The sequence below is a fragment of the Janthinobacterium violaceinigrum genome (assembly GCF_009208555.1).
Taxonomy (GTDB): domain Bacteria; phylum Pseudomonadota; class Gammaproteobacteria; order Burkholderiales; family Burkholderiaceae_D; genus Janthinobacterium; species Janthinobacterium violaceinigrum.
Window position 1 is genome coordinate 82642 of the sequence record NZ_WFLI01000013.1, and the last position, 21096, is coordinate 103737.

The following is a 21096-nucleotide window of genomic DNA, read 5'->3' on the forward strand; positions in this document are numbered from 1 at the left end:
GGCCAGCGCGGACGGTTTCCCTCCCTTACTCCCCTCACTTGTCCAGCGCCACCGGCTTCTTGACCCGGAACCACGCCGCATACAGGGCCGGCAGGAACAGCAGGGTCAAGGCCGTCGCCAGGATCAGGCCGCCCATGATGGCCACGGCCATCGGTCCCCAGAACACGGAGCGCGACAGGGGGATCATGGCCAGCGCGGCGGCCGCGGCCGTCAGCACGATGGGCCGGCAGCGGCGCACGGCCGAGTCGATGATGGCGTCCCACGGAGCAGAACCATCCTTGATGTCTTGCTCGATCTGGTCGACGAGGATCACCGAGTTGCGGATGATCATGCCGAACAGCGCGATGACGCCCAGGTTGGCCACGAATCCAAGCGGACGGTGCAGCAGCAGCAAGGCAAACGCGGCGCCCGCCACGCCCAGCGGCCCCGTCAGGAACACCAGCAGGGAACGCGAGAAACTGTGCAGCTGCAGCATCAGCAGGGTGAAGATGATGAAGATGGCCAGCGGCAAGTTGGCCGCAATCGACGCTTCCGCATCGCCGCTGTCGGCCGCTACGCCTTTCACGGTGATGCGATAGCCGTCCGGCAACTTGGCCCGCAAAGCGTCGAGCTGCGGTGCCAGCTGCGTCGACACCGTCGCGCCCTGGATGCCGTCGACCACGTCCGACTGCACGGTAATGGCCCATTCGCGACGGTCGCGCCAGACCACACCCGGTTCCCACACGAAATGCACGCGGGCCAGCTGCGAGATGGGCACGGACTTGCCCGTTGCCGTCGGAATATTCGTGTCATTGAGCACGGAGATCGTCGCCCGCTCCTCCAGCGGCTGACGCACCTGGATATCGATCAGCTTGTTATCTTCGCGGAACTGGCCGATGACGGTGCCCGTGAGGATGGTATTGGCCGCCTGCATCACCGTTTTCGACGTGACGCCCAGCGCGCGCATCTTGTCCTGGTCCAGGTCCAGGCGCAGCACCTTCACCGACTCATTCCAGTTGTCATTGACGCCCAGGGTGTTCGGGTTGGCGCGCATGATGTCCTTGACCTGGTCGGCAATGGCCCGCACGCCAGCCACTTCCGGCCCCGTGACGCGGAATTGCACGGGATACGGCACGGGCGGTCCGTTCGGCAACAGCTTGACGCGGCCCCGCACTTCCGGGAAATCCTTCTTGAAGACGTCGACGATTTGCTGGCGCAAGCGTTCGCGGTCGGCCAGGCTCTTCGGCAACACCACCACTTGCGACACGTTGGTCTGCGGGAAGATCTGGTCCAGCGGCAGATAGAAACGGGGGCTGCCCGTGCCCACGTAGCTGGTGATGCTTTCCACGCCGTCGAGCTTGCCGACAAAGGCTTCGAATTTCTTGACCTGCTTTTCATTCGCGGCAAAGGTCGTGCCTTCGGGCGACCACAGCTCCACCATCAGTTCCGGACGGCTGGAATCGGGGAAGAATTGCTTTTCGATAAAGTTGAAACCATAGATGCCCAGCGCAAAGATGGCCAGGGTGGCGGCGATCGTCGTCTTGCGCCATTCCACGCACCAGGTGACGGCACGGCGGAAGCGGCGGAAGTTCGGCGTATCGAACAGTTCATGGTCGTTGTGCGCGTGCGGCTTGACCTTCAGCAAGACATAGCCGATATACGGCGTGAAGACGACGGCCACCACCCAGGAAATGATCAGGGCCAGCGCATTGACGGAAAACAAGGAGAACGTGTATTCGCCGGCGGCCGACTTGGCCAGGCCGATGGGCAAGAAGCCCGCCACCGTGATCAGGGTGCCCGTCAGCATGGGCATGGCCGTCGACGTGTAGGCGAACGTGGCCGCGTCGAAGCGGGACATGCCCTCTTCCATCTTGCGCACCATCATCTCGACGGCAATGATGGCGTCATCGACCAGCAAGCCAAGCGCGATGATCAGGGCGCCCAGCGAAATCTTGTGCAAGTCGATGTCAAGCAGGCGCATGAACAGGAAGGTGACGGCCAGCACCAGGGGAATCGTCAGCGCCACCACCAGGCCCGGCCGCACGTCGATGCGCAGCGGCTTCGTGTGCAAGCCCAGCGCGACAAAGCTGACGGCCAGCACGATCAGGATCGCTTCGATCAGGGTATGCACGAATTCGCCCACGGAAGCGGACACGGCTTCCGGCTGGTTCGACACGCGCTGCAGCTCTATGCCCACCGGCAATTCGCTCTTCATGCGGGTCACCGTCGTTTGCAGGGCCTTGCCCATGTCGATGATGTTGCCGCCCTTTTCCATCGACACGCCCAGGCCGATCACTTCCTTGCCGTTGAAGCGCATCTTGTCCTTGGGTGGATCGACGAATTCGCGTTTCACGGTGGCAAAGTCGCCGAGGCGGAACGTGGTGCCGTTGGCACGCAGTTCCAGGTTTTCCAGGTCCTTGACGGTAACCATGGCGCCCGTCACGCGCACTTGCAGGTTGTCCGTCGGCGTCACCAGCACGCCCGTGGCGTTGATGCTGTTTTGCTCGGACAATTGCTGCACGATGGCGTCGAACGGAATACCCAGCTGGGCGAATTTCTTGTGGGAAAAGATGATATTGATCTTTTCATCTTGCACGCCGAACAGTTCCACCTTCGATACCTGCCCCACGGCCAGCAGCTCCTGGCGCACCTTGTCCGCGTAATCCTTCATTTCCGCGTAGGTAAAACCGTCGCCGGACAGGGCAAAGATGGAGCCATAGGTGTCGCCGAACTCGTCATTGAAGAACGGGCCCACCACGCCGGCCGGCAAGGTGCCCTTGATGTCGCCGATCTTCTTGCGCACCTGGTACCAGGCAGCCGCCGTTTCCTTGGGCGGCGCCGATTCGCGCAGTTCCAGCAAAATCAATGTTTCGCCCGGCTTCGAATAGCTGGTGATTTCATTGATATACGGCGTTTCCTGCAGCTTCTTTTCCAGCTTGTCCGTCACCTGCTCGGCCATCTGCAGGGCCGTGGCGCCGGGCCAGTATGCCTGCAGGACCATGGCGCGGAAGGTAAACGGAGGATCTTCATCCTGGCCCAGGCTGGCATAGCTGAGCATGCCGCCAATCAGCAGCACGGCCATCAGGTAGCGCGTCAGCGGGATGTGTTCGAGGGCCCAGCGCGACAGATTGAAGCCGCCCTTCATTTGGCCGCACCCACGCTGATGGCGGCAGCGGCGGCATCCGGCTTGCTGGCCAGTTCGGCGCCGAGGATGGACACTTTCTGGCCTGGCTTGAGCAGGTTGACGCCGGCCGTGACCACCGTCTGCCCCGGCTTCACTCCCGAGGTCAGCAGCAACTCATTGCCCGCCACGCCGCCCACCGTTACGGGGACGAGCTTGACGGCGCCGTTTTCCACCACCCATACGGAGCTTTGCGATTTTTCGTTGAACAGGGCCGTCAGCGGCACCTTGATCTGCGGCGTGGCCGTCTGCGAGGCGAACTGCACCACGGCCGTCATGCCCAGGCGCGCTTGCGGCGCGTCCGGGATGCTGACCTTGGCCAGATAGGTGCGCGTGGCGGCATCGGCCACGGGCGACACTTCGCGGATCTTGCCCGGGAGCGCCTGTTTCGGGTCGGCCCACAGGCGCACCACCACATCCTTGACGCCGCGCAAGGTTTCCACCTTGTCTTCGGGAATGCCGATCACGACTTCCTTTTCGCCGCTCCTGGCCACTTGCACCACGGGCGTGCCGGGCGCCACCACCTGCCCCACTTCCGCCTCGATGCGCGTGACGACGCCATCGACGTCGGCCAGCAAGCTGGCATAGCCGGACTGGTTCGCCTGGCCCCGGTGCAGGGCCTGCGCCGCTTCCACGTTTGCCTGCGCCGCCTTGTAGCTGGCATCCTTGCCATCGAGCACGGCCTGGCTGACGAAATTTTTCTCGCGCAAATCCTGGTAGCGCTTCAATTCGGCACGCGCCAGGTCGCGGCTCGTTTCCGCACTGACCAGCGATGCCTTGGCCTGGGCCTGCGACAGCTGCAGGTCGGCAGGATCGAGCTGCATCAGCACTTGCCCCTTCTTCACGCTGGCTCCCACATCGACCTTGCGTGCCACGATCTTGCCGCCCACGCGGAAACCCAGCTGCGACACGACGCGGGGCACGACCTCGCCCGCCAGCTCGGCACTGACATCGACATTGCTACTGGACAACACAATCGCGCGCACGGGGCGCACGTCTTCCACCTTGACGGCGGGCTTGGAACAGGCGGCCACGGTCATCGCCAGGGCGGCGGCGGCAATCAGCCGCAGGGCAGGCAGTGCGGGTGCGCCGGTCTCGCGGCGCAGGGTTTTCAGGGCAAACAAGGTATTTTCCTTTACTATGCGGGCTGTAATATTTTTATGCGGAGAAACTTTTTGCTTGTTCCTTGGGCCAAGCCAAACTTTTTCGCACGCGATATCCTTAAATTTGTGACAATATCAGTTCAGTCATGGCGGGAAGCGATCCCGCCTAATGACTTTCTGGTTATTAATTATAATCGTGCGTAAAAGTTTTTAGTGACTTTTGCGTCATTAATCTTGTGACGTACAACGTCCGGCTATACTCGCGCGTTTCCGGGTGCCGGACAAAACTGCAAGACTAGAGAAGTGTGTTCATGCCTGTAGACCATTACGAAAATTTTCCTGTTGCATCATTTTTACTGCCGCGCCGCCTGGTGCCCGCCGTCGAAGCCATCTATGCCTTTGCCCGCAGCGCCGACGACCTGGCCGACGAAGGCGACGCCACGCCGGCCCAACGCCTCGCTGCCCTGCACGCCTATGAAGAGGCGCTGGGCCGCATCGACCGCCACGAAGGCCATGAAGGCGAGCACGCCGCCATGTTCGAACGCCTGGCCGCCGTCATCGCCAAGCACCAGTTGCCGCTGAAACCGTTCCACGATTTGCTGTCCGCCTTCAAGCAGGATGTGGAGACGACGCGCTACGCCAGCTACGAGGACGTGCTCGATTACTGCGCCCGTTCCGCCAACCCCGTGGGGCTGCTGATGCTGCACCTGTACGGTGCGGCCGATGAACAGAATGTACGCGATTCCGATGCGATATGCTCAGCTTTGCAACTAATTAATTTCCTGCAAGACGTCGCCATCGACCAGCAAAAAGAGCGCATCTACCTGCCGATGGAAGACTTGAGCCGCTTTGCCGTTTCCGCCGCCGCCTTCGAGCGGCCCGAGGCGCACGGCAAGTGGAGCGCCCTGATGCGCTTTGAAGTGGCGCGCACACGCGCGCTGATGCTGTCCGGCGCGCCGCTGGCCCTGCGTTTGCGGGGCCGCATCGGCTGGGAACTGCGCCTCGTGGTGCAAGGGGGCTTGCGCATCCTGGAAGCCATCGAAGCCGTCAATTACGACGTGTTCCGCCGCCGCCCCAAGCTGGAGAAACGCGACTGGCTGATCATTTTCTGGCGCGCCCTGCGCATGTCGCGCAAAAGCCTGCATCAAGAGACACAAGTAAAAACGGCTTTTCCCCCGTCGCCCACTCTGTAAAACGATAGAATAGCGGCTTCGATCTGCAACCCTTGCTCTTTTGACTATGTCTCCCGACGAATACTGCCAACAAAAGGCCGCCCAGAGCGGCTCCAGCTTCTACTACAGCTTCCTGTTCCTGCCGGCCGAGCGCCGCAAGGCCATCACGGCCCTGTACGCGTTTTGCCGCGAAGTCGACGATACGGTCGACGAATGCACGGACGAAGCCGTGGCACGCACCAAGCTGGTCTGGTGGCGCAAGGAAGTCAAGGCCATGTACGAGGGCAACCCCACGCATCCCGTGATGCGCGCGCTGCAGCCGCACCTGGACATCTACAAACTGGAAGAAAAGCATTTGCAGGCCATCATCGACGGCATGGAAATGGACTTGAACCAGACCCGCTACCTCGACTACCAGGCCATGAGCCGCTACTGCTGGCATGTGGCCAGCGTGGTGGGCATCTTGTCGGCCAGCATCTTCGGTGCGACGCGCCCGGAAACCCTGCTGTACGCGGAAAAGCTGGGCCATGCCTTCCAGCTGACCAACATCATCCGCGACGTGGGCGAAGATGCGCGCAAGGGGCGCATTTACCTGCCCATCAGCGAATTGCAGCAATTCAACGTAACGGCGGCCGACCTGCTGAACGCGCGCCACAGCGAAAACTTTGAAAACCTCATGCGCTTCCAGGCGGCGCGCGCGCAGCAGGCGTATGACGAAGCGTTCGCCCTGCTGCCGGCGGAAGACCGCCGCGCCCAGCGTCCGGGCCTGATCATGGCTGCCATCTACCGCACCTTGCTCAATGAAGTCGAGCGCGACGGCTATCACGTGCTGAAACAGCGCATCTCGCTCACGCCGATCCGCAAACTGTGGCTGGCCTGGAAGACCTGGGTTCGTGGCTGAGAGTAAGGTGAAGCAACGCTACGCCGTCATCGGCGCCGGCTGGGCCGGCTGCGCGGCGGCCATGGAACTGGCGCGCGCCGGCCATGCCGTCACCGTCTTCGAGGCGGCGCGCACCCTGGGCGGACGCGCGCGCAGGGTCGAGCGCGAAAACACGGTGCTCGACAACGGCCAGCACATCCTGCTGGGCGCGTACACGGAAACCTTGCGCCTGATCAAGCTGGCGGGACAGGACCCTGCCGAACTGATCCTCACGCTGCCCCTGCAGATGCGCTATCCGGCCGGTCCCGATGGCATGGATTTCATCGCGCCCCGCCTGCCCGCGCCCATGCACCTGGCATGGGCCCTGCTGCGCGCCCAAGGCTTATTGCGCGCCGACAAGCTGGCCCTGATGCGCTTTTCCACGGCCATGCGATGGATGGGCTGGCAACTGTACAACGATTGCACGGTCAGCGAACTGCTGCAGCGCTTCGACCAGACGGACCGTCTGAACCGGCTGATGTGGCATCCGCTGTGCCTGGCTGCCCTGAATACTCCGCCCGAGCGGGCGTCGGCGCGCGTCTTCATCAACGTGCTGCGCGACAGCCTTGGGGCGCGCCGCCGCCGCGCCTCGGACATGCTGATCCCGAAGGCGGACCTGAGTGCTCTGCTACCCGACGCGGCCGCCCGCTATGTGGAGCGGCATGGCGGCGAAGTCCGCACGGGCGCCAAAATCGCCGCCTTGCAGGCGCTGGCCGACGGCCGCTGGCAGCTTGACGACGCCGATGTCTTTGACGGCGTCATCGTTGCCACTTCGTCCGTGCAGGCGGCCAGCCTGCTGCAAGGCGTGCACGACGCCCGCCTCGACGAAGCGGTGAACCGCATGCAGGCGTTCACGCCGGAAGCCATCAGCACCTGCTACCTGCAATACGACGCCGCCGTGCGCCTGGACTTGCCGTTCTACGCCCTCGTCGATGCACCCGTGCGCCAGCACTGGGGCCAGTTCGTCTTCGACCGGGGCCAGCTCGACACCAGCCAGGCGGGCTTGCTGGCCGTCGTCATCAGCGCGTCCGGCCCGGCCGCCGAGCAAGGCCACGGGCCGCTGGCGCAAGCCATCGCGGCGCAGCTGGCGCAGGTGCTGCAGCGTGCGGACCTGGCGCAACCCGTCTGGACCCAGCTGATCACGGAAAAGCGCGCCACCTTTGCCTGCACGCCGGACCTGCCCCGCCCCGGCAACGCCAGCGGCATGCCGGGCCTGCTGCTGGCCGGCGACTACACGGCCAATGATGACCGCACGCTTGACTATCCGGCCACCATCGAGGCGGCCGTGCGCAGCGGCGTGGCGGCAGCCAGGGCCGTCGCCACGGGCAAGGGACCAAAGTAGACTTGACGGTGCATCCTGCCCTGGCGTCGCTCGCCCCCGCGAAATTGCATTCTGTCGCACCGCGCTGGTGCGCCTGCCTGCGCTTCGGTACAGTCCGATCATCGACAACGGCCATGCCACGGGGAATACCATGCACACCACTTTGCACTTGAAGAACAGCTTGAAAACCGTGGCGCTGCTGGCAGGCGTGGCACTGGCCACCATGATCGTCATGCACGCACAGCCAGCGCAGCATGCGCCATTGCTGCTGAGCCAGGCAAGCATGTTGCTGCCGGCAGTGGGCTGAGGCGGCGCAGCGGACGAACAGGAAGAATATGATGAACAAGCAAGATTATCTCGACTCTCTGCGGCGCGCGCTGGCCGGCTTGCCGCCGGACCTGGTGGCCAAGACCCTCGACTATTACGAACAGACCTTCATCGAAGGCGCTGCGGCCGGCCGCAGCGAGCACGAGATCGCCGACGACCTGGGCGACCCGAAGAAAATCGCCCTCACCTTGCGCAGCAGCACCCACCGCCAGGCTTTCGAACAAAAGAAAACGCCCGTCAACCTGCTGCGTCTGCTCGTCTCGCTCGTGGGCCTGGCCATCTTCAACCTGTTCATGGTCGTGCCTGCCGCCGTGTATGCGGCCCTGCTGGCCACCCTGTATGCCGTGGGCCTGAGCTTTTACCTGGCCGGCATCGCCATCACGGCCAGCGGCTTGTCCGGCGCCAACGAACTGGTGCTCGATGGCCCCCTGCGCCACGTCTTCATCCATGACGATGACGGCGGCGAAGGGGGCGAGCGGCGCGAGACGCGCATCACCATCGGCGACACGGGCATCGAAGTGGACCACGTACCCGGCACCGCACAGCGTGAGCGCACCGAATCCGAGACACCGGGCGCCTCGTCGCGCATGATGGAACGGGCCGAAGCGCTGGCCGGCGGCGGCATCCGCATTTCCACCGACATGGACCGCGATGCGCGCACCACGCAAACCGTCTTCGGCATGGGGATGCTGCTCGGCGGCATCGCCATCTTCCTGCTCAGTCTGGTGGTAACGCGCTATACCTTGATCGGTATCAAGCGCTACATCGCCATGAATGTTTCCCTGCTCAAAGGTCACTAGAAAGGCTGCCATGAAACGCTTGCTCAAAGTTGGCCTGTCCATGTTCCTGCTGGCACTGGTCCTGATCGCCATGTCCTACGCCGCGCTGCGCGCCAAGGGAATCAGCAATCCCAGCAGCGCTGCCGGCCGCGCCGTGCGCAGCGAAACGCGCCCGATTTCTCCCACGATCAACAGCATCGACCTGGCTGGCCCCATCGACCTGGTGCTGCGCCGCGGCACCACGCCATCGCTGAAGGTGAGCGGCGAGCAGCGCCTGCTGTCGAACGTCGATACCACGCAGGATGGCACGACCCTGCATATCGGCCCGAAAGGCATGCTGTTCCACCACCGCCAGCCGCTGCAGGTGGAACTGGTGCTGCCCGCCCTCGTGCGCCTGGAAGTGCACGGCAATGGCGACAGCAAGATCACGGGATTTTCCGGCGACAGCTTCATCCTGGAACTGATGGGCTCCGGCAACGTCAGCTTCACGGGCCGCTACAAGCAGGTGCAAGCCACCGTCAACGGCAGCGGCGACCTCGACATCAATGGCGGCAACAGCGACAGCGTGGTGCTGGAAATGGTGGGCTCCGGACGCATCGCCGCCAGCGGCAACACGAAATTCCTCCGTGCCGACCTGAGCGGCTCAGGCGATATCGATGCCGAGCACCTGGCGGCCGACAAGGGCAGCGTCAGCCTGCAAGGCTCGGGACAAAGCACCGTCTTCGTGCGCGACGCCACCAACCTGACCCTGCGCGGCAGCGGCGACATCCACGTCTACGGCAACCCGCGCCAGCGCGATGCGCAGAAAAGCGGCTCGGGCGACATCATCTGGCATTGACGAGGACAGCCGCGCACAATCTGCTGCGCGGCGCAATTGTGAACGGCGTCGTGGCGCTGACGATCAGGTAATTTCAAGAATGCTCTTCCAGCCAGCTGACCGCCTGCTCGCCGGCCGCCTTGCCTTGCGCCAGGCAGGCCGTCAGCAGGTAGCCGCCCGTCGGCGCTTCCCAGTCCAGCATTTCACCGGCCACGAACACGCCCGGCATGGCGCGCAGCATGCAGCCGTCGATGCCGTCGAATGCCACGCCGCCGGCGCTGCTGATGGCTTCATCGATGGGGCGCGGGCGTATGAGCGTGACGGGCAGCAGCTTGATGGCGCGCGCCAGCTTTGCCTCATCGGCAAAATCGGCGGCGTTCAGGCATTCGCGCAGCAAGCCCGATTTCACGCCCTTGATGCCCAGCCGGCTTTGCAAATGGCTGGACATGGAACGGGCGCCGCGGGGCCGCGTCACTTCCTCGAACACGCGTTCCTGGCTGTGGTCGGGCGCCAGGTCCAGCCAGATGGTCGTGCTGCCCTCGGCCGCGATCTGCTCGCGCAGGGCAGCCGACAGCGCATAAATCAGGCTGCCCTCGACGCCGCCCGCCGTGATGACGAACTGGCCCTGGCGCTTGATCGTCAAGCCATCGATGTCGCGCGCCGTGATGGCCACCGTGGTCAGCGGTTCGCCCGCATGGCGGCCGCTGAAATGCGCGCTCCAGTCCACGTCGAAGCCGCAATTGGCGGGCGCCAGCGCTTGCACGGCCACGCCCTGCCCTTGCAGCAGCGGCACCCAGGCGCCGTCCGAACCCAGGCGCGCCCAGCTGCCGCCGCCCAGCGCCAGGATCACGGCATCAAAAGTAAAGCGGCGTTCGCCGTCCGGCGTGGCAAAGGCCAGCTGGCCATCGCGCCAGCCCGTCCAGCGGTGGCGCATGTGAAATTGCACGCCCGCTTCGCGCAAGCGGTGCAGCCAGGCCCTCAGCAAGGGCGCGGCCTTCATATCGGTGGGGAAGACGCGGTTCGAGGAGCCGACAAAGGTGTCCACGCCCAGGCCATGAACCCAGTCGCGCACCTTTTGCGGGCCGAACTGGTCCAGCGCCGGCTTCAAGCGATTGGCCTGCCTGCCATAGCGCGAAACGAAGGCCTGGTAGCCTTCCGCATGCGTGATGTTCATGCCGCCCCGCCCCGCCAGCAGGAATTTGCGGCCGACGGACGGCATGGCGTCGAACAGCTCCACCCGCGCCCCCTGCTCGGTGGCTGCCTGGGCGGCCATCAGGCCGGCGGGGCCGCCGCCGATGACGGCGATGTGAAACGGAGGGGAAGTGGTATGGGTCATGGCAGGCTGGGAAGACGGTGAAAACCCCGGCATTTTAGTCGAGATTGGCGTGCTTAAGGCTGCCCGATGGCGCGGCCGCCAAAAAATGAGGCATACTGCGCTCAGATGCTGCAGCGATCGGCAGCCTGACCACACGAGACAACGCGACGACAAGAGGAGAAACGCATGGGTGCAGGATTCTGGATTTCCCGCTATTTGCTGGCCAGCTCGATTTTATTCATCATCCTGACGGTGGTCGAATACAGCAAGGGCACCACCAGCCAGGCTGACATCCTCAGCGCCCTGGCCTGGTCGCTGGTGGCGTCGGCCATCTTCATCGGCTCGAAATACTGGCGCTACCGGAAAGCCATCGCCTGCGCCACGTGCAGCGGGCACAAAGCAAAAACCAAGTCGTCATAAAAAATGGCCGCTTCCGCGGCCATTTTCTCCAGTGGACATTCTCAGCCGCCCGTCACGGGCGGGAAGAACGCCACTTCGTCGCCTTCGCCTATCACGGTATCGGCATCGCACATCACCTGGTTATGCGCCATGCGCAGCGCGCGCCCCTGCGCCAGCGCGTATTCCCAGTTGCCGCCGCGGGCGATCAGGAGGGCTCTCACCTCGCCCACCGTCAGCCGCGGCTCGGCCACTTCCAGCATTTCCTGGCCCGTGCCCACCAGCTCGCGCACGCTGGCAAAAAAACGCAGATTGATCTTCATCAGGACTTCCTTAGTACAGCAATTCGTTAAACGGGATAAAGCGCAGCATGTCGCCGCGCGCAATCGACAGTCCCGGCGGACAGTCGATCAAGCCGTCGCCCCACACGGTGGACGTCAGCACGCCCGAACTCTGGTTGGCGAACAGTTCCAGCTCGCCCTCCTCGTTGACCTTGGCGCGCAAGAATTCGTTGCGCTTGTCCGCCTTCAGGCGCTCGAAAGCGGCCGGCAGCTTGTAGCTGCGCGGCGCCACATTCCCCGCCACGCCCTGCAGGCGCAGGATGAACGGACGCACGAACAGCAAGAAGGTGACAAAGCTGGACACGGGATTGCCGGGCAAGCCGACAAAGAACGCGTCGTTCACTTCGCCGAACGCCAGCGGCTTGCCCGGTTTGACGGCAATCTGCCACATGTTGAGCCGCCCTTCCGCTTCCACGGCCGGCTTGATATGGTCTTCCTCGCCCACGGACACGCCGCCCGAGGTGATGATCAGGTCATTGCCCTGGGCCGCCTGGCGCAGCACGGCGCGCGTGGCGTCCAGGCTGTCGGGCACGATGCCCAGGTCCGTGATGTCGCAGCCGAGGTTTTCCAGCAGGCCCCGCAGGGTAAAACGGTTCGAGTTGTAGACGGCGCCCGGCGCCAGAGGCTCGCCGGGCATGGCCAGTTCGTCGCCCGTGAAAAATACGGCGACGCGCAGCTTGCGCAGCACGGGCACTTGCGCCAGGCCCACGGAGGCGGCCAGGCCCATTTCCTGGCTGCGCAAGCGCCTGCCTGCGCCCAGGATCTCGCCGCCGGCGCGGATATCCTCGCCCTGGCGGCGCACCCATTCGCCCGCATGCGGCACGTGGTTGACCGTCACCACGCCGTCAAGCACGGAGCACTGCTCCTGCATCACCACGCAATCGGCGCCCTCAGGGATCAGGGCGCCCGTGAAGATGCGCGCCGCCGTCCCCGGCTGCAATGGCTGGCCCACGTGGCCGGCCGCGATACGCTGCGACACGGGCAGGCTGGCCGCGCCGCTGGCGCAATCCTGCGCGCGCACGGCATAGCCATCCATCTGCGTGTTGTCGCGCTCGGGCACGTTCAGGGTCGACGTCTGCCCGGCCGCCAGCACGCGGCCGTTGGCGCGCATGGTGTCGACCAGTTCCACTTCGGCCACCGGGCGCGCCGCGCCCAGCATGAAGGCTTGCGCCTCGGCCACCGACAGCATGGGTTTGCGTTGTGCAGCCGGATCGTTCATCACGGGCCCGCTCATCACAAGCCCGTATTGGCGGCGATGTACGCCTTCATTTTTTCCACGTCCGTGCCCATCACGACAAACTTCTGCGGCAAGTCTTCGATGTTCTCGAAGCCGGCTGGTCGCTCCGCGTCCACGCCCAGCGCTTCGAGAATGGTTTCGTTGAACTTGGCCGCCAGCGCCGTTTCCAGCACGATCATCGGCACGTTGGGCTCCAGGTGCTCGCGCGCCACCTTGATGCCGTCGGCCGTGTGCGTGTCGATGGTGATGCCGTAGTCGTCGGCCACGTCGCGGATGGTGTCGAGGCGGTCCTGGTGCGTGGATTTGCCCGACTTGAAGCCGTATTTGGCCACCAGCTTGAACTCGTCGCCATCGCTGCCCGGCTTGCCGGACAGGTCGAAGCCGCCGTGCGTTTCCACTTTCGTGAACAGCGCGCGCACGCGCTCGCTGTCGCGGCCCACCAGGTCGTAGACAAAGCGCTCGAAGTTCGACGCTTTCGAGATATCCATCGACGGGCTGCTCGTGTGATACGTTTCGGCGGACTTGCGCACGCGGTACACGCCCGTGCGGAAGAATTCGTCGAGCACGTCGTTTTCATTCGTCGCCGCCACCAGTTTCGAGATGGGCAAGCCCATCATGCGGGCGATATGGCCGGCGCAGATATTGCCGAAGTTGCCCGACGGCACCGTGAACGACACTTTCTGTTCGTTGCTGGTGGTGGCCGCCAGGTAGCCGCGGAAGTAGTACACGACCTGCGCCACGACGCGCGCCCAGTTGATGGAATTGACGGTGCCGATCTTTTGCTGCGCCTTGAACGGCAAGTCGTTCGACACGGCTTTCACCATGTCCTGGCAATCGTCGAACACGCCTTCGACGGCGATGTTGTAGATGTTCGGGTCTTGCAGGCTGAACATCTGCGCCGTCTGGAATGCGCTCATTTTCTTGTGCGGCGACAACATGAAGACGCGGATGCCCTTCTTGCCGCGCATCGCGTATTCGGCCGCGCTGCCCGTGTCGCCCGACGTGGCGCCGAAGATATTGAGTTCGGCGTCGTGCTTGGCCAGGGTGTATTCGAACAGGTTGCCCAGCAGCTGCATGGCCATGTCCTTGAAGGCCAGGGTCGGGCCGTTCGACAGCGCCTGCAGGATCAGGGTGGTCGATCCGCCCTTGACGACGTTTTCTTCGAGCACGCGCAGCGGCGTGATGTCGGCCGCGTTTTCGCCGGCGCGGGCGTTCTTGTAGACTGCCTTGGTATAGGTTTTCGCCGTCAGCGCCTTCAGGTCCGCGGCCGGGATATCGGTGGCGAACTTCTTCAGGATTTCGTAGGCCAGGTCGGCATACGACAATGTGCGCCAGGCATTGAGCTCGGCACCAGTGACTTGCGGGTAGTGTTCTGGGAGATACAGTCCGCCATCGGGGGCCAGGCCGCCCAGGAGGATGTCGGAGAATTGCTGCAAAGATGACGGTTGCGACTGCAATGGCGCTTTATCAGCGCGGGTAGACACGTAATGCATAGATTTGAAGAGTCCAGTTGAGCTGAGAGCGGTTGATCATGAATGGCAGCGGATATTATAGTGCCAGCCGCCGTCCAAGGCGAATCGCGTGACGCAAGCAGTATCCGGATGCAACAATTCAGATGTGACAATTGGAGAGCCGCGCTGTTATCAAAGCGGCCATAATGCCCTGAGATCAAGCCATGTGGCCATGGCTGGCGTGCACGCTGGCGCGCGCCGCCGATTTGCGCCACACTGCCCCTGTCGCCCCGACCGGGGCCATCACTGGAGTAGCAAAACATGGAGTCGAGAAGCGGCCATGCCGATCAGTAAAAAACCGTACCTGCAAAGCGCCGCGCTGCGCCCGGACGCCGTCGTCGACCTGGACCACTATCCGTTCACCATCCCTGCCATCCGCGACTTCGTGCACATCGACTTCCACCGCGACGTGACGTTTTTCGTGGGCGAGAACGGCAGCGGCAAGTCGACCATGCTCGAAGCGCTGGCCGTGGCGCTGGGCTTCGGCAAGGATGGGGGGACGCGCAATGTGCGCATCGCCCTGCCATCGGACGAGGAATCGGGCTTGCACGCGCACTTGCGTCTGAGCAAGAGCTACAAGAAACCGGACGACAGCTATTTCCTGCGCGCAGAAAGCTTTTTCAACGTCGCCACCTACATGGACGACATGCCCGAGTACCTGGGCAGCTACGGCGGCAAGTCGCTGCACGCGCAGTCGCACGGCGAAGCGTTCATGGCGACCCTGATCAACAAGCTGCGGGGCAAGGGACTGTATCTGCTGGACGAGCCCGAGGCGGCCCTGTCGCCCAGCCGCCAGATGGCGGCGCTATCGGTGATCCACCAGCTGGTGCATGACGACTCGCAGCTGATCATCGCCACCCACTCGCCCATCCTGCTGGCCTACCCGAACGCGAAAATCCTCAGCTTCACGGGCGGCGGCATCCACGAAGTGGCGTATGAAGACACGGAACACTACGCCGTGACGCGCGATTTCCTGAATAACTATCCGAGAAGGCTGGAGCAGCTGTTTGAGGAGGAGTGAGGACCAACCCAAGGACAAACTCCGGGGTCGGACCCTGAGGGTCCGACCCCAGTCCTTGCCGTTGGGGTATTTGGCTGATGCTCAGCAAGCGGCGTGGTTGACGGTAATCACGTGCACGGCCAGGCCGCCCAAGGACGTTTCCTTGTACTTGTCCTGCATGTCCGCGCCCGTCTGGCGCATGGTTTCGATGACTTCGTCGAGGCTGACGAAGTGGGTGCCGTCGCCCTTCAACGCCAGCGAGGCGGCCGTAATGGCTTTCACGGCGCCCATGCCATTGCGCTCGATGCAGGGGATCTGCACCAGGCCGCCGATGGGGTCGCAGGTCATGCCCAGGTGGTGCTCGATGCCGATTTCGGCCGCGTTTTCAATCTGTTCATTGGTGCCGCCCAGGGCCGCCACCAGGCCGGCGGCCGCCATGGCGCAGGCCACGCCCACTTCGCCCTGGCAACCCACTTCCGCGCCCGAGATCGAGGCATTGCGCTTGCACAGCATGCCGATGGCCGCAGCCGTCAGCATGAAGCGGCGCACGCCGCCCACGGGGTCGCTGGGACGGCAATCCTGCGCGTAGTAGCGCAGCACGGCCGGGATGATGCCGGCAGCGCCGTTGGTCGGCGCCGTCACCACGCGCCCGCCGGCCGCGTTTTCCTCGTTGACGGCCATCGCGTACAGGCTGACCAGGTGCACGGCGTCGTGCGGCAAGTCGTTGGCGCGGTTGTCGGACGCCTTGGCTTCCTGCGCCAGACGCCACAACTTGGCGGCGCGGCGCTTCACGTTCAAGCCGCCCGGCAGGTTGCCCGTCGTTTCCAGGCCGTGCGCGATGCAGTCGCGCATGACGTGCCAGATGCGGTCCAGGCCTTCATTGAGCTCCGCATCGCTGCGCTTGACGCATTCGTTCGCGCGCAGCATTTCCGGGATCGACAAACCGCTTTCCACGCCATGCGCCAGCAGCTGCTCCATCGTATCGAAGGGGAAGACGACGCGCGCGGCAGCGGCCGATTCCACGGCCCCTTCCGCCTCGCCCGCTTCGCGGATAAAGCCGCCGCCGATCGAGTAATACACCTTGTCGATGCGGCTGCCGTCGGCCAGTTTCAGGGTAAAGCGCATGCCGTTCGGATGTTCGGGCAAGGATTCGCTCTTGTGCCAGACCAGGCCCGTGGCGGCCGTAAACGGCACCACATGCGTGCCCAGCAGCGCGATTTCGCCGGCCGCCTCGATGGCGGCCAGCTTGGAGTCGACGGCATCGGGCGCCACGTGCTGCGGCGTTTCGCCCATCAAGCCCAGAATGACGGCCTTGTCCGTGGCATGGCCCACGCCCGTCAGCGCCAGCGAGCCATACAGGGCCGCCTCGACGCCCACCACCTGGTCCAGGGGACCGTATTCGACCAGAAAACGCCGCGCCGCCACCATCGGTCCCACCGTGTGGGAACTCGACGGCCCGATGCCGATCTTAAACAGGTCAAATACGCTCATGTCCATGTAGTGTCTCTTTATATTAGTATGTTTTTATAAATGCCGGTGCTGGACTCAGGCCGCCTTGGCCGCCTGCCCCGCATCGACGTTGGCCAGCATGTCCGTGACCATCTGCTCGACGCCGATCTGCGCCTTCCAGCCCCAGTCCGCACTGGCCTTGCTGTCGTCCAGGCTTTGCGGCCAGCTGTCGGCGATGGCCTGGCGGCTGTCCGGCTTGTAGCTGATCTTGAAGTCCGGCACCATGTGCACGATGGCTTTGGCCAGCTGCTCCGGGTTGAACGACACGCCGGCCACGTTGTAGGACGAACGGATCTTGATCGATGCCGCCGGCGCGTCCATCAGTTCGATGGTGGCGCGGATCGCGTCGGGCATGTAAATCATCGGCAAGGTGGTATTCGCATCGAGGAAGCAGTCATAGCGCTCGCCGCGCAAGGCCGCATGGAAAATGGCGATGGCGTAATCGGTGGTGCCGCCGCCCGGAGGCGATTTGTAGCTGATGATGCCCGGGTAGCGGATGCTGCGCACGTCCACGCCGTACTTGTTGAAGTAATACTCGCACAGGCGCTCGCCAGCCAGCTTGCTGATGCCGTACATCGACGTCGGGTCCATCACGGTCATTTGCGGGGTATTGACTTGCGGCGTGTTCGGGCCGAAGGCGGCAATCGACGATGGCCAGAAGATGCGCAACGGTTTACCCGCCTCGCCCCGCTCGCGCGCCAGTTCCAGGATATTGAGCAAGCCATCCATGTTCAGGCTCCACGCCTTCAATGGCGCCGCCTCGCCCGTGGCCGACAGCATGGCCGCCAGCTGGTACACCTGGGTGATGCCTTCGTCGGCGATGATCTTCGCCAGGCCGTCCTTGTCCAGCACGTTCAATTGCGCGTAGCGCTTGGCCTGGTACAGATTACTCGTGCCGATGTCGCTGGCGATGACGTTGTCCGCGCCGTGCTGCTGCGCCAGTGCGCCCACCAGTTCACTACCGATTTGGCCGTTTGCGCCTATGACTAAAATGCGTTCCATCTTCGTATCCTGATTTCTTGTTAATTAGTGGTAGTAGCGGTGGTCAGCAAACCGAGTTCCTTGCCAGCCTGCTCGAAGGCGGCCAACACTTTCACCAGCTGTTCGCGGGTATGCGCGGCCGACAGCTGCACGCGCACGCGGGCCTGGCCCATCGGCACGACCGGGTAGAAGAAACCCGTCACCAGCACGCCCAGTTCATACAGGCGGGCGGCGAATTTCTGCGCCACGGGAGCGTCGAACAGCATCACGGGAACGACGGGATGGGTGCCCGGCTTGATGGTAAAGCCGATGCGCTCGATCTCGCTGCGGAAGAAAGCCGTGTTTTCATGCAGGCGGTCGCGCAGTTCCGTCGACTTGGCCAGGCGTTCCAGTACCGACAGCGAAGCGCCGGCAATCGATGGCGCCAGGGTGTTCGAGAACAGGTAGGGACGCGATTTCTGGCGCAGGGTGTCGATGACTTCCTTGCGCGCCGAGGTAAAGCCGCCCATGGCGCCGCCCAGGGCCTTGCCCAAGGTGCCCGTGATGATGTCGATGCGGCCCATCACATTGTGGTGTTCGTGCGTGCCGCGGCCCGTCGCGCCCATGAAGCCGGAAGCGTGGCATTCGTCGATCATCACCAGCGCGCCATACTTGTCGGCCAGGTCGCAGATCTTGTCCAGTTGCGCAATCGTGCCGTCCATCGAGAACACGCCGTCCGTGACGATGACTTTATGGCGCTTGCCGGCGGCGACGGCCGCTTGCAGCTGCACTTCCAGGTCGGCCATGTCGTTGTGCGCGTAGCGGTAGCGGCCAGCCTTGCACAGGCGGATGCCGTCGATGATGGACGCGTGGTTCAGCGCGTCCGAGATGATGGCGTCGTTTTCATCGAACAGGGGCTCGAACACGCCGCCGTTGGCGTCGAATGCCGCCGCGTACAGGATGGTGTCTTCCGTGCCCAGGAAGCTGGAAATGGCCTGTTCCAGTTCTTTATGCACGGTTTGCGTGCCGCAGATGAAGCGCACGGACGACAGGCCGTAGCCGTATTTTTGCGTGGCGGCAATGGACGCTTCCTGCGTCTGCACGTCGCCGGACAGGCCCAGGTAGTTGTTCGCACACATATTGATCAGGGTACGGCCATCGTCGCACACCACTTCGGCGCCCTGGCGCGAGGCGATCACGCGCTCGGGCTTGTACAAGCCCTGCTCGCGCAGTTGATCGAGATTCTGTTGCAGACCGCTGAAAAAGGTGTTCTTCGCTTGCTCGCTCATGATATTCCCTGTGTCCCTGATGTATGCGTGTGGTGTCCGTGTGGTCTCAGCCGCCATAGAGGAAAAGCCGCCGCTTGACCGGTGCGCGCACAATGCTGTACCGTGAAGCGCTGTTTGAAGTCTACACGTTTCCGTGTTTTTCCTCAAAATCCACTATTTCGAACTGAAATTCAATATAGTGGATATTACCCAAGCCTATTGAACTTTGCAAGCCACCTGCCGATGAAAACCAGCGTTTCGACCAATTCTCCCCCTGAAGTGGGTGCCACCCTGCAACGGCTGCGCCTGGCGCGCGGCCTGACACTCGAGGATTTGTCGCGCATCGCGGGCGTATCGAAGTCCATGCTGTCGCAGATCGAGCGCGAAAAAGCCAATCCCACCATCGCCATCACGTGGCGCCTGGCCAACGCCCTGGGCGTGCAGATCGGCGAATTGCTGTCCAGCGCGGAAAAAGCCGTGGAAACCATCCGCGTCACGGACGCCCACGAAACCCCCACCCTGCCCGGCGACCACGCGGGCTACGTGCTGCGCATCCTGGGGCCGATGGAACTGGCGGGAAAATACGAATGGTATGAAGTGACCCTGGCGCCGGGCGGCGAACTGGCGTCGCAGCCGCACGATCCGGGCACCACCGAACATCTGACGGTGATCCACGGCAACCTGGAGCTGGAAGTGGGCGCGGCAAAGAAAAAGGTCAAGAATGGCGGCACGGCGCGCTATCCGGCCGACTTGCCGCACACGATACGCAATCTGGGCAAGACGGAGGGCAAGGCGCTGCTGGTGGTGATCCACCGCTAGCGCGCCGGCCCGCCATTAGCAACATCAGCCGTGGCGCCGGCGCCGGCGCAAGCGGGCAAGGCCCAGCAGGGCCAGACCTCCCAGCAGCATGGCATAGGTTTGCGGCTCGGGCACGGGGCTGAGCGGATCGAGCCGAACGATCTCGCACAGGAACGATTTGCAGCGGCGCGCGGAAATCTGTCCCGCTTCATTGATGCCGCCGGCGGCAACGTAGCTCCAGCCGGTCTCGCCCGGCACCAGGCTTTCCAGGCTGTAGAAAACCCCGTTGCTGTAGAACATGCCACTTGCGCTCAGCACCTGCCCCTGGCCGTCCACGCCGACAGGCTCCGATATCGATTTCAGGAATTCCGTCCGCTCGCCCGTCTTGAGAAAGCCGCGCGTCCGGTCCTGGTTCCAGTCGGGGGTGACGTGGCCCACCATCTGGCCCGCATTGTTGATGCCCGAAATCGTGCTCTGGTAGCCGCCCCACCCCGTCACGTCGGTCATCACGCCATCCTTGTACATGAAGCCTTGCGAACCGCCCGGGGTTGGCGCCATGGTGGAGCCGCCGACAACGACGCCAGCATCGTTGATGCCCGTGACCCAGCTATCCTTGCCGCCCAGGGTGCCCAGGGCCCGGATACCGAATTGCGGGTCGTACAGATAGGCTTTCGTCGTGTAGTCGAAAGTGGCATAGCTGCCGAAGCCGGCATTGAAGGCAACTTGCCCTGCAGCATTCATACTCCCTGACCACGTCGTTTGTCCGGCGATATTGAGCGAAGTCGCCACGCCGCCGGACAGGATGTGCACCAGCGCATTGCCATTGCTGCCCGCCGAACGCACGAGGCTATCCCCTGCCGCATTGCTGGCAAACACCATGTTGCTCACCGCGGCCTTCGGCGCCACCGTCAATTGACTGTCCGCCGTGGCGTACACCATGTCGACGCCGTCGAGCCGGCCCACGCCGTAGATCTGCCCCATGGCGCTGATGCTGCCCACGCTCAGATTGGCCAGCGATGCATTCTCGAACACCGTGACGGAAAACTGGGGCCGTGATGCCGGCGTTCCCTGTGCCAGCGCCAAGGTGCTGACGCAAGCGCAAGACAAGGACAGCGCGATTCTCCGGATTATTTTCATTATTCCCTCCAAGAAAAATGCACGAT

At 63.5% G+C, this 21096-nt stretch carries 19 protein-coding genes; 9 read left to right on the top strand and 10 right to left on the bottom strand.

Going from position 1 to position 21096, the window contains the following annotated elements:
* Positions 1 to 34: 34 nt before the first annotated feature.
* A complete protein-coding gene (locus GCN75_RS13405; RefSeq protein WP_152282960.1) occupies positions 35 to 3124 on the bottom strand; it encodes an efflux RND transporter permease subunit in 3090 nt (1029 codons plus the stop codon).
* Positions 3121 to 4284: an efflux RND transporter periplasmic adaptor subunit gene (locus tag GCN75_RS13410; RefSeq protein ID WP_152282961.1), complete on the bottom strand. Its 1164-nt coding sequence runs from the start codon at positions 4282 to 4284 to the stop codon at positions 3121 to 3123. Before GCN75_RS13410 ends, GCN75_RS13405 begins: the two co-directional genes overlap by 4 nt.
* Positions 4285 to 4574: 290 nt before the next feature.
* Between GCN75_RS13410 and hpnC the strand changes: the two genes are divergently transcribed.
* From hpnC to GCN75_RS13435, 6 genes are all read left to right on the top strand, one after another.
* Positions 4575 to 5456 (top strand): squalene synthase HpnC, encoded by an 882-nt coding sequence (gene hpnC, locus GCN75_RS13415; protein WP_152282962.1) that lies wholly within the window; start codon positions 4575 to 4577, stop codon positions 5454 to 5456.
* A 46-nt stretch (positions 5457 to 5502) separates the two neighbouring features.
* A complete protein-coding gene (gene hpnD, locus GCN75_RS13420) occupies positions 5503 to 6336 on the top strand; it encodes a presqualene diphosphate synthase HpnD (RefSeq protein WP_152257787.1) in 834 nt (277 codons plus the stop codon).
* A gap of 7 nt (positions 6337 to 6343) precedes the next feature.
* Positions 6344 to 7696 (top strand): hydroxysqualene dehydroxylase HpnE, encoded by a 1353-nt coding sequence (gene hpnE, locus GCN75_RS13425; RefSeq protein ID WP_319633290.1) that lies wholly within the window; start codon positions 6344 to 6346, stop codon positions 7694 to 7696.
* Between the two features lie 130 nt (positions 7697 to 7826).
* Complete coding sequence (locus GCN75_RS29185; RefSeq protein ID WP_193317501.1) at positions 7827 to 7982, top strand: hypothetical protein; 156 nt, start codon at positions 7827 to 7829, stop codon at positions 7980 to 7982.
* A 28-nt stretch (positions 7983 to 8010) separates the two neighbouring features.
* A complete protein-coding gene (locus GCN75_RS13430; RefSeq protein WP_226941367.1) occupies positions 8011 to 8802 on the top strand; it encodes a DUF1700 domain-containing protein in 792 nt (263 codons plus the stop codon).
* Positions 8803 to 8812: 10 nt separating this feature from the next.
* Complete coding sequence (locus tag GCN75_RS13435) at positions 8813 to 9619, top strand: GIN domain-containing protein (RefSeq protein WP_152282965.1); 807 nt, start codon at positions 8813 to 8815, stop codon at positions 9617 to 9619.
* A 73-nt stretch (positions 9620 to 9692) separates the two neighbouring features.
* Here the strand turns inward: GCN75_RS13435 and GCN75_RS13440 are convergent, their stop codons facing one another.
* On the bottom strand, positions 9693 to 10934 hold the full coding sequence (locus GCN75_RS13440) for a TIGR03862 family flavoprotein (protein WP_152282966.1): 1242 nt from the start codon (positions 10932 to 10934) through the stop codon (positions 9693 to 9695).
* 165 nt (positions 10935 to 11099) lie between these two features.
* On the opposite strand from GCN75_RS13440, the gene GCN75_RS13445 reads away from it, so the two are divergent.
* Positions 11100 to 11333: a hypothetical protein gene (locus GCN75_RS13445; protein WP_152282967.1), complete on the top strand. Its 234-nt coding sequence runs from the start codon at positions 11100 to 11102 to the stop codon at positions 11331 to 11333.
* 41 nt (positions 11334 to 11374) lie between these two features.
* Here the strand turns inward: GCN75_RS13445 and moaD are convergent, their stop codons facing one another.
* From moaD to thrC, 3 genes are read right to left on the bottom strand one after another with little or no spacing between them, the layout of a single operon-like run.
* A complete protein-coding gene (gene moaD / locus GCN75_RS13450) occupies positions 11375 to 11632 on the bottom strand; it encodes a molybdopterin converting factor subunit 1 (RefSeq protein ID WP_152282968.1) in 258 nt (85 codons plus the stop codon).
* Between the two features lie 10 nt (positions 11633 to 11642).
* Positions 11643 to 12869 (bottom strand): molybdopterin molybdotransferase MoeA, encoded by a 1227-nt coding sequence (locus GCN75_RS13455; protein WP_152283004.1) that lies wholly within the window; start codon positions 12867 to 12869, stop codon positions 11643 to 11645.
* Between the two features lie 14 nt (positions 12870 to 12883).
* Positions 12884 to 14380: a threonine synthase gene (gene thrC / locus GCN75_RS13460; RefSeq protein WP_152282969.1), complete on the bottom strand. Its 1497-nt coding sequence runs from the start codon at positions 14378 to 14380 to the stop codon at positions 12884 to 12886.
* Positions 14381 to 14678: 298 nt separating this feature from the next.
* On the opposite strand from thrC, the gene GCN75_RS13465 reads away from it, so the two are divergent.
* On the top strand, positions 14679 to 15419 hold the full coding sequence (locus GCN75_RS13465; protein WP_152282970.1) for an AAA family ATPase: 741 nt from the start codon (positions 14679 to 14681) through the stop codon (positions 15417 to 15419).
* Between the two features lie 81 nt (positions 15420 to 15500).
* Here GCN75_RS13465 and GCN75_RS13470 read toward each other — a convergent pair whose 3' ends face one another.
* From GCN75_RS13470 to kbl, 3 genes are read right to left on the bottom strand one after another with little or no spacing between them, the layout of a single operon-like run.
* Positions 15501 to 16895 carry an L-serine ammonia-lyase gene (locus GCN75_RS13470; RefSeq protein ID WP_152282971.1) on the bottom strand — a complete coding sequence of 465 codons (1395 nt, stop codon included), beginning with the start codon at positions 16893 to 16895 and terminating at the stop codon, positions 15501 to 15503.
* A gap of 48 nt (positions 16896 to 16943) precedes the next feature.
* On the bottom strand, positions 16944 to 17909 hold the full coding sequence (locus GCN75_RS13475; RefSeq protein ID WP_152282972.1) for an NAD-dependent epimerase/dehydratase family protein: 966 nt from the start codon (positions 17907 to 17909) through the stop codon (positions 16944 to 16946).
* 20 nt (positions 17910 to 17929) lie between these two features.
* A complete protein-coding gene (gene kbl, locus GCN75_RS13480; RefSeq protein ID WP_152282973.1) occupies positions 17930 to 19156 on the bottom strand; it encodes a glycine C-acetyltransferase in 1227 nt (408 codons plus the stop codon).
* Positions 19157 to 19378: 222 nt separating this feature from the next.
* Here kbl and GCN75_RS13485 point away from each other — a divergent pair, with 222 nt between their 5' ends.
* Positions 19379 to 19954, top strand: coding sequence for a helix-turn-helix domain-containing protein (locus GCN75_RS13485; RefSeq protein ID WP_152282974.1), 576 nt, complete (start codon positions 19379 to 19381; stop codon positions 19952 to 19954).
* 24 nt (positions 19955 to 19978) lie between these two features.
* Here the strand turns inward: GCN75_RS13485 and GCN75_RS29555 are convergent, their stop codons facing one another.
* On the bottom strand, positions 19979 to 21070 hold the full coding sequence (locus tag GCN75_RS29555) for a PEP-CTERM sorting domain-containing protein (protein WP_226941369.1): 1092 nt from the start codon (positions 21068 to 21070) through the stop codon (positions 19979 to 19981).
* Between the last annotated feature and the right edge of the window lie 26 nt (positions 21071 to 21096).

Bases quoted from the DNA above. Each gene is read 5' to 3' on its own strand.
- GCN75_RS13405 (WP_152282960.1), bottom strand. From the start codon at position 3,124: ATGAAGGGCGGCTTCAATCTGTCGCGCTGGGCCCTCGAACACATCCCG.
- hpnC (WP_152282962.1), top strand. From the start codon at position 4,575: ATGCCTGTAGACCATTACGAAAATTTTCCTGTTGCATCATTTTTACTG.
- hpnD (WP_152257787.1), top strand. From the start codon at position 5,503: ATGTCTCCCGACGAATACTGCCAACAAAAGGCCGCCCAGAGCGGCTCC.
- GCN75_RS29185 (WP_193317501.1), top strand. From the start codon at position 7,827: ATGCACACCACTTTGCACTTGAAGAACAGCTTGAAAACCGTGGCGCTG.
- GCN75_RS13430 (WP_226941367.1), top strand. From the start codon at position 8,011: ATGATGAACAAGCAAGATTATCTCGACTCTCTGCGGCGCGCGCTGGCC.
- GCN75_RS13435 (WP_152282965.1), top strand. From the start codon at position 8,813: ATGAAACGCTTGCTCAAAGTTGGCCTGTCCATGTTCCTGCTGGCACTG.
- GCN75_RS13440 (WP_152282966.1), bottom strand. From the start codon at position 10,934: ATGACCCATACCACTTCCCCTCCGTTTCACATCGCCGTCATCGGCGGC.
- GCN75_RS13445 (WP_152282967.1), top strand. From the start codon at position 11,100: ATGGGTGCAGGATTCTGGATTTCCCGCTATTTGCTGGCCAGCTCGATT.
- moaD (WP_152282968.1), bottom strand. From the start codon at position 11,632: ATGAAGATCAATCTGCGTTTTTTTGCCAGCGTGCGCGAGCTGGTGGGC.
- GCN75_RS13455 (WP_152283004.1), bottom strand. From the start codon at position 12,869: ATGAACGATCCGGCTGCACAACGCAAACCCATGCTGTCGGTGGCCGAG.
- thrC (WP_152282969.1), bottom strand. From the start codon at position 14,380: ATGCATTACGTGTCTACCCGCGCTGATAAAGCGCCATTGCAGTCGCAA.
- GCN75_RS13465 (WP_152282970.1), top strand. From the start codon at position 14,679: ATGCCGATCAGTAAAAAACCGTACCTGCAAAGCGCCGCGCTGCGCCCG.
- GCN75_RS13470 (WP_152282971.1), bottom strand. From the start codon at position 16,895: ATGGACATGAGCGTATTTGACCTGTTTAAGATCGGCATCGGGCCGTCG.
- GCN75_RS13475 (WP_152282972.1), bottom strand. From the start codon at position 17,909: ATGGAACGCATTTTAGTCATAGGCGCAAACGGCCAAATCGGTAGTGAA.
- kbl (WP_152282973.1), bottom strand. From the start codon at position 19,156: ATGAGCGAGCAAGCGAAGAACACCTTTTTCAGCGGTCTGCAACAGAAT.
- GCN75_RS13485 (WP_152282974.1), top strand. From the start codon at position 19,379: ATGAAAACCAGCGTTTCGACCAATTCTCCCCCTGAAGTGGGTGCCACC.
- GCN75_RS29555 (WP_226941369.1), bottom strand. From the start codon at position 21,070: ATGAAAATAATCCGGAGAATCGCGCTGTCCTTGTCTTGCGCTTGCGTC.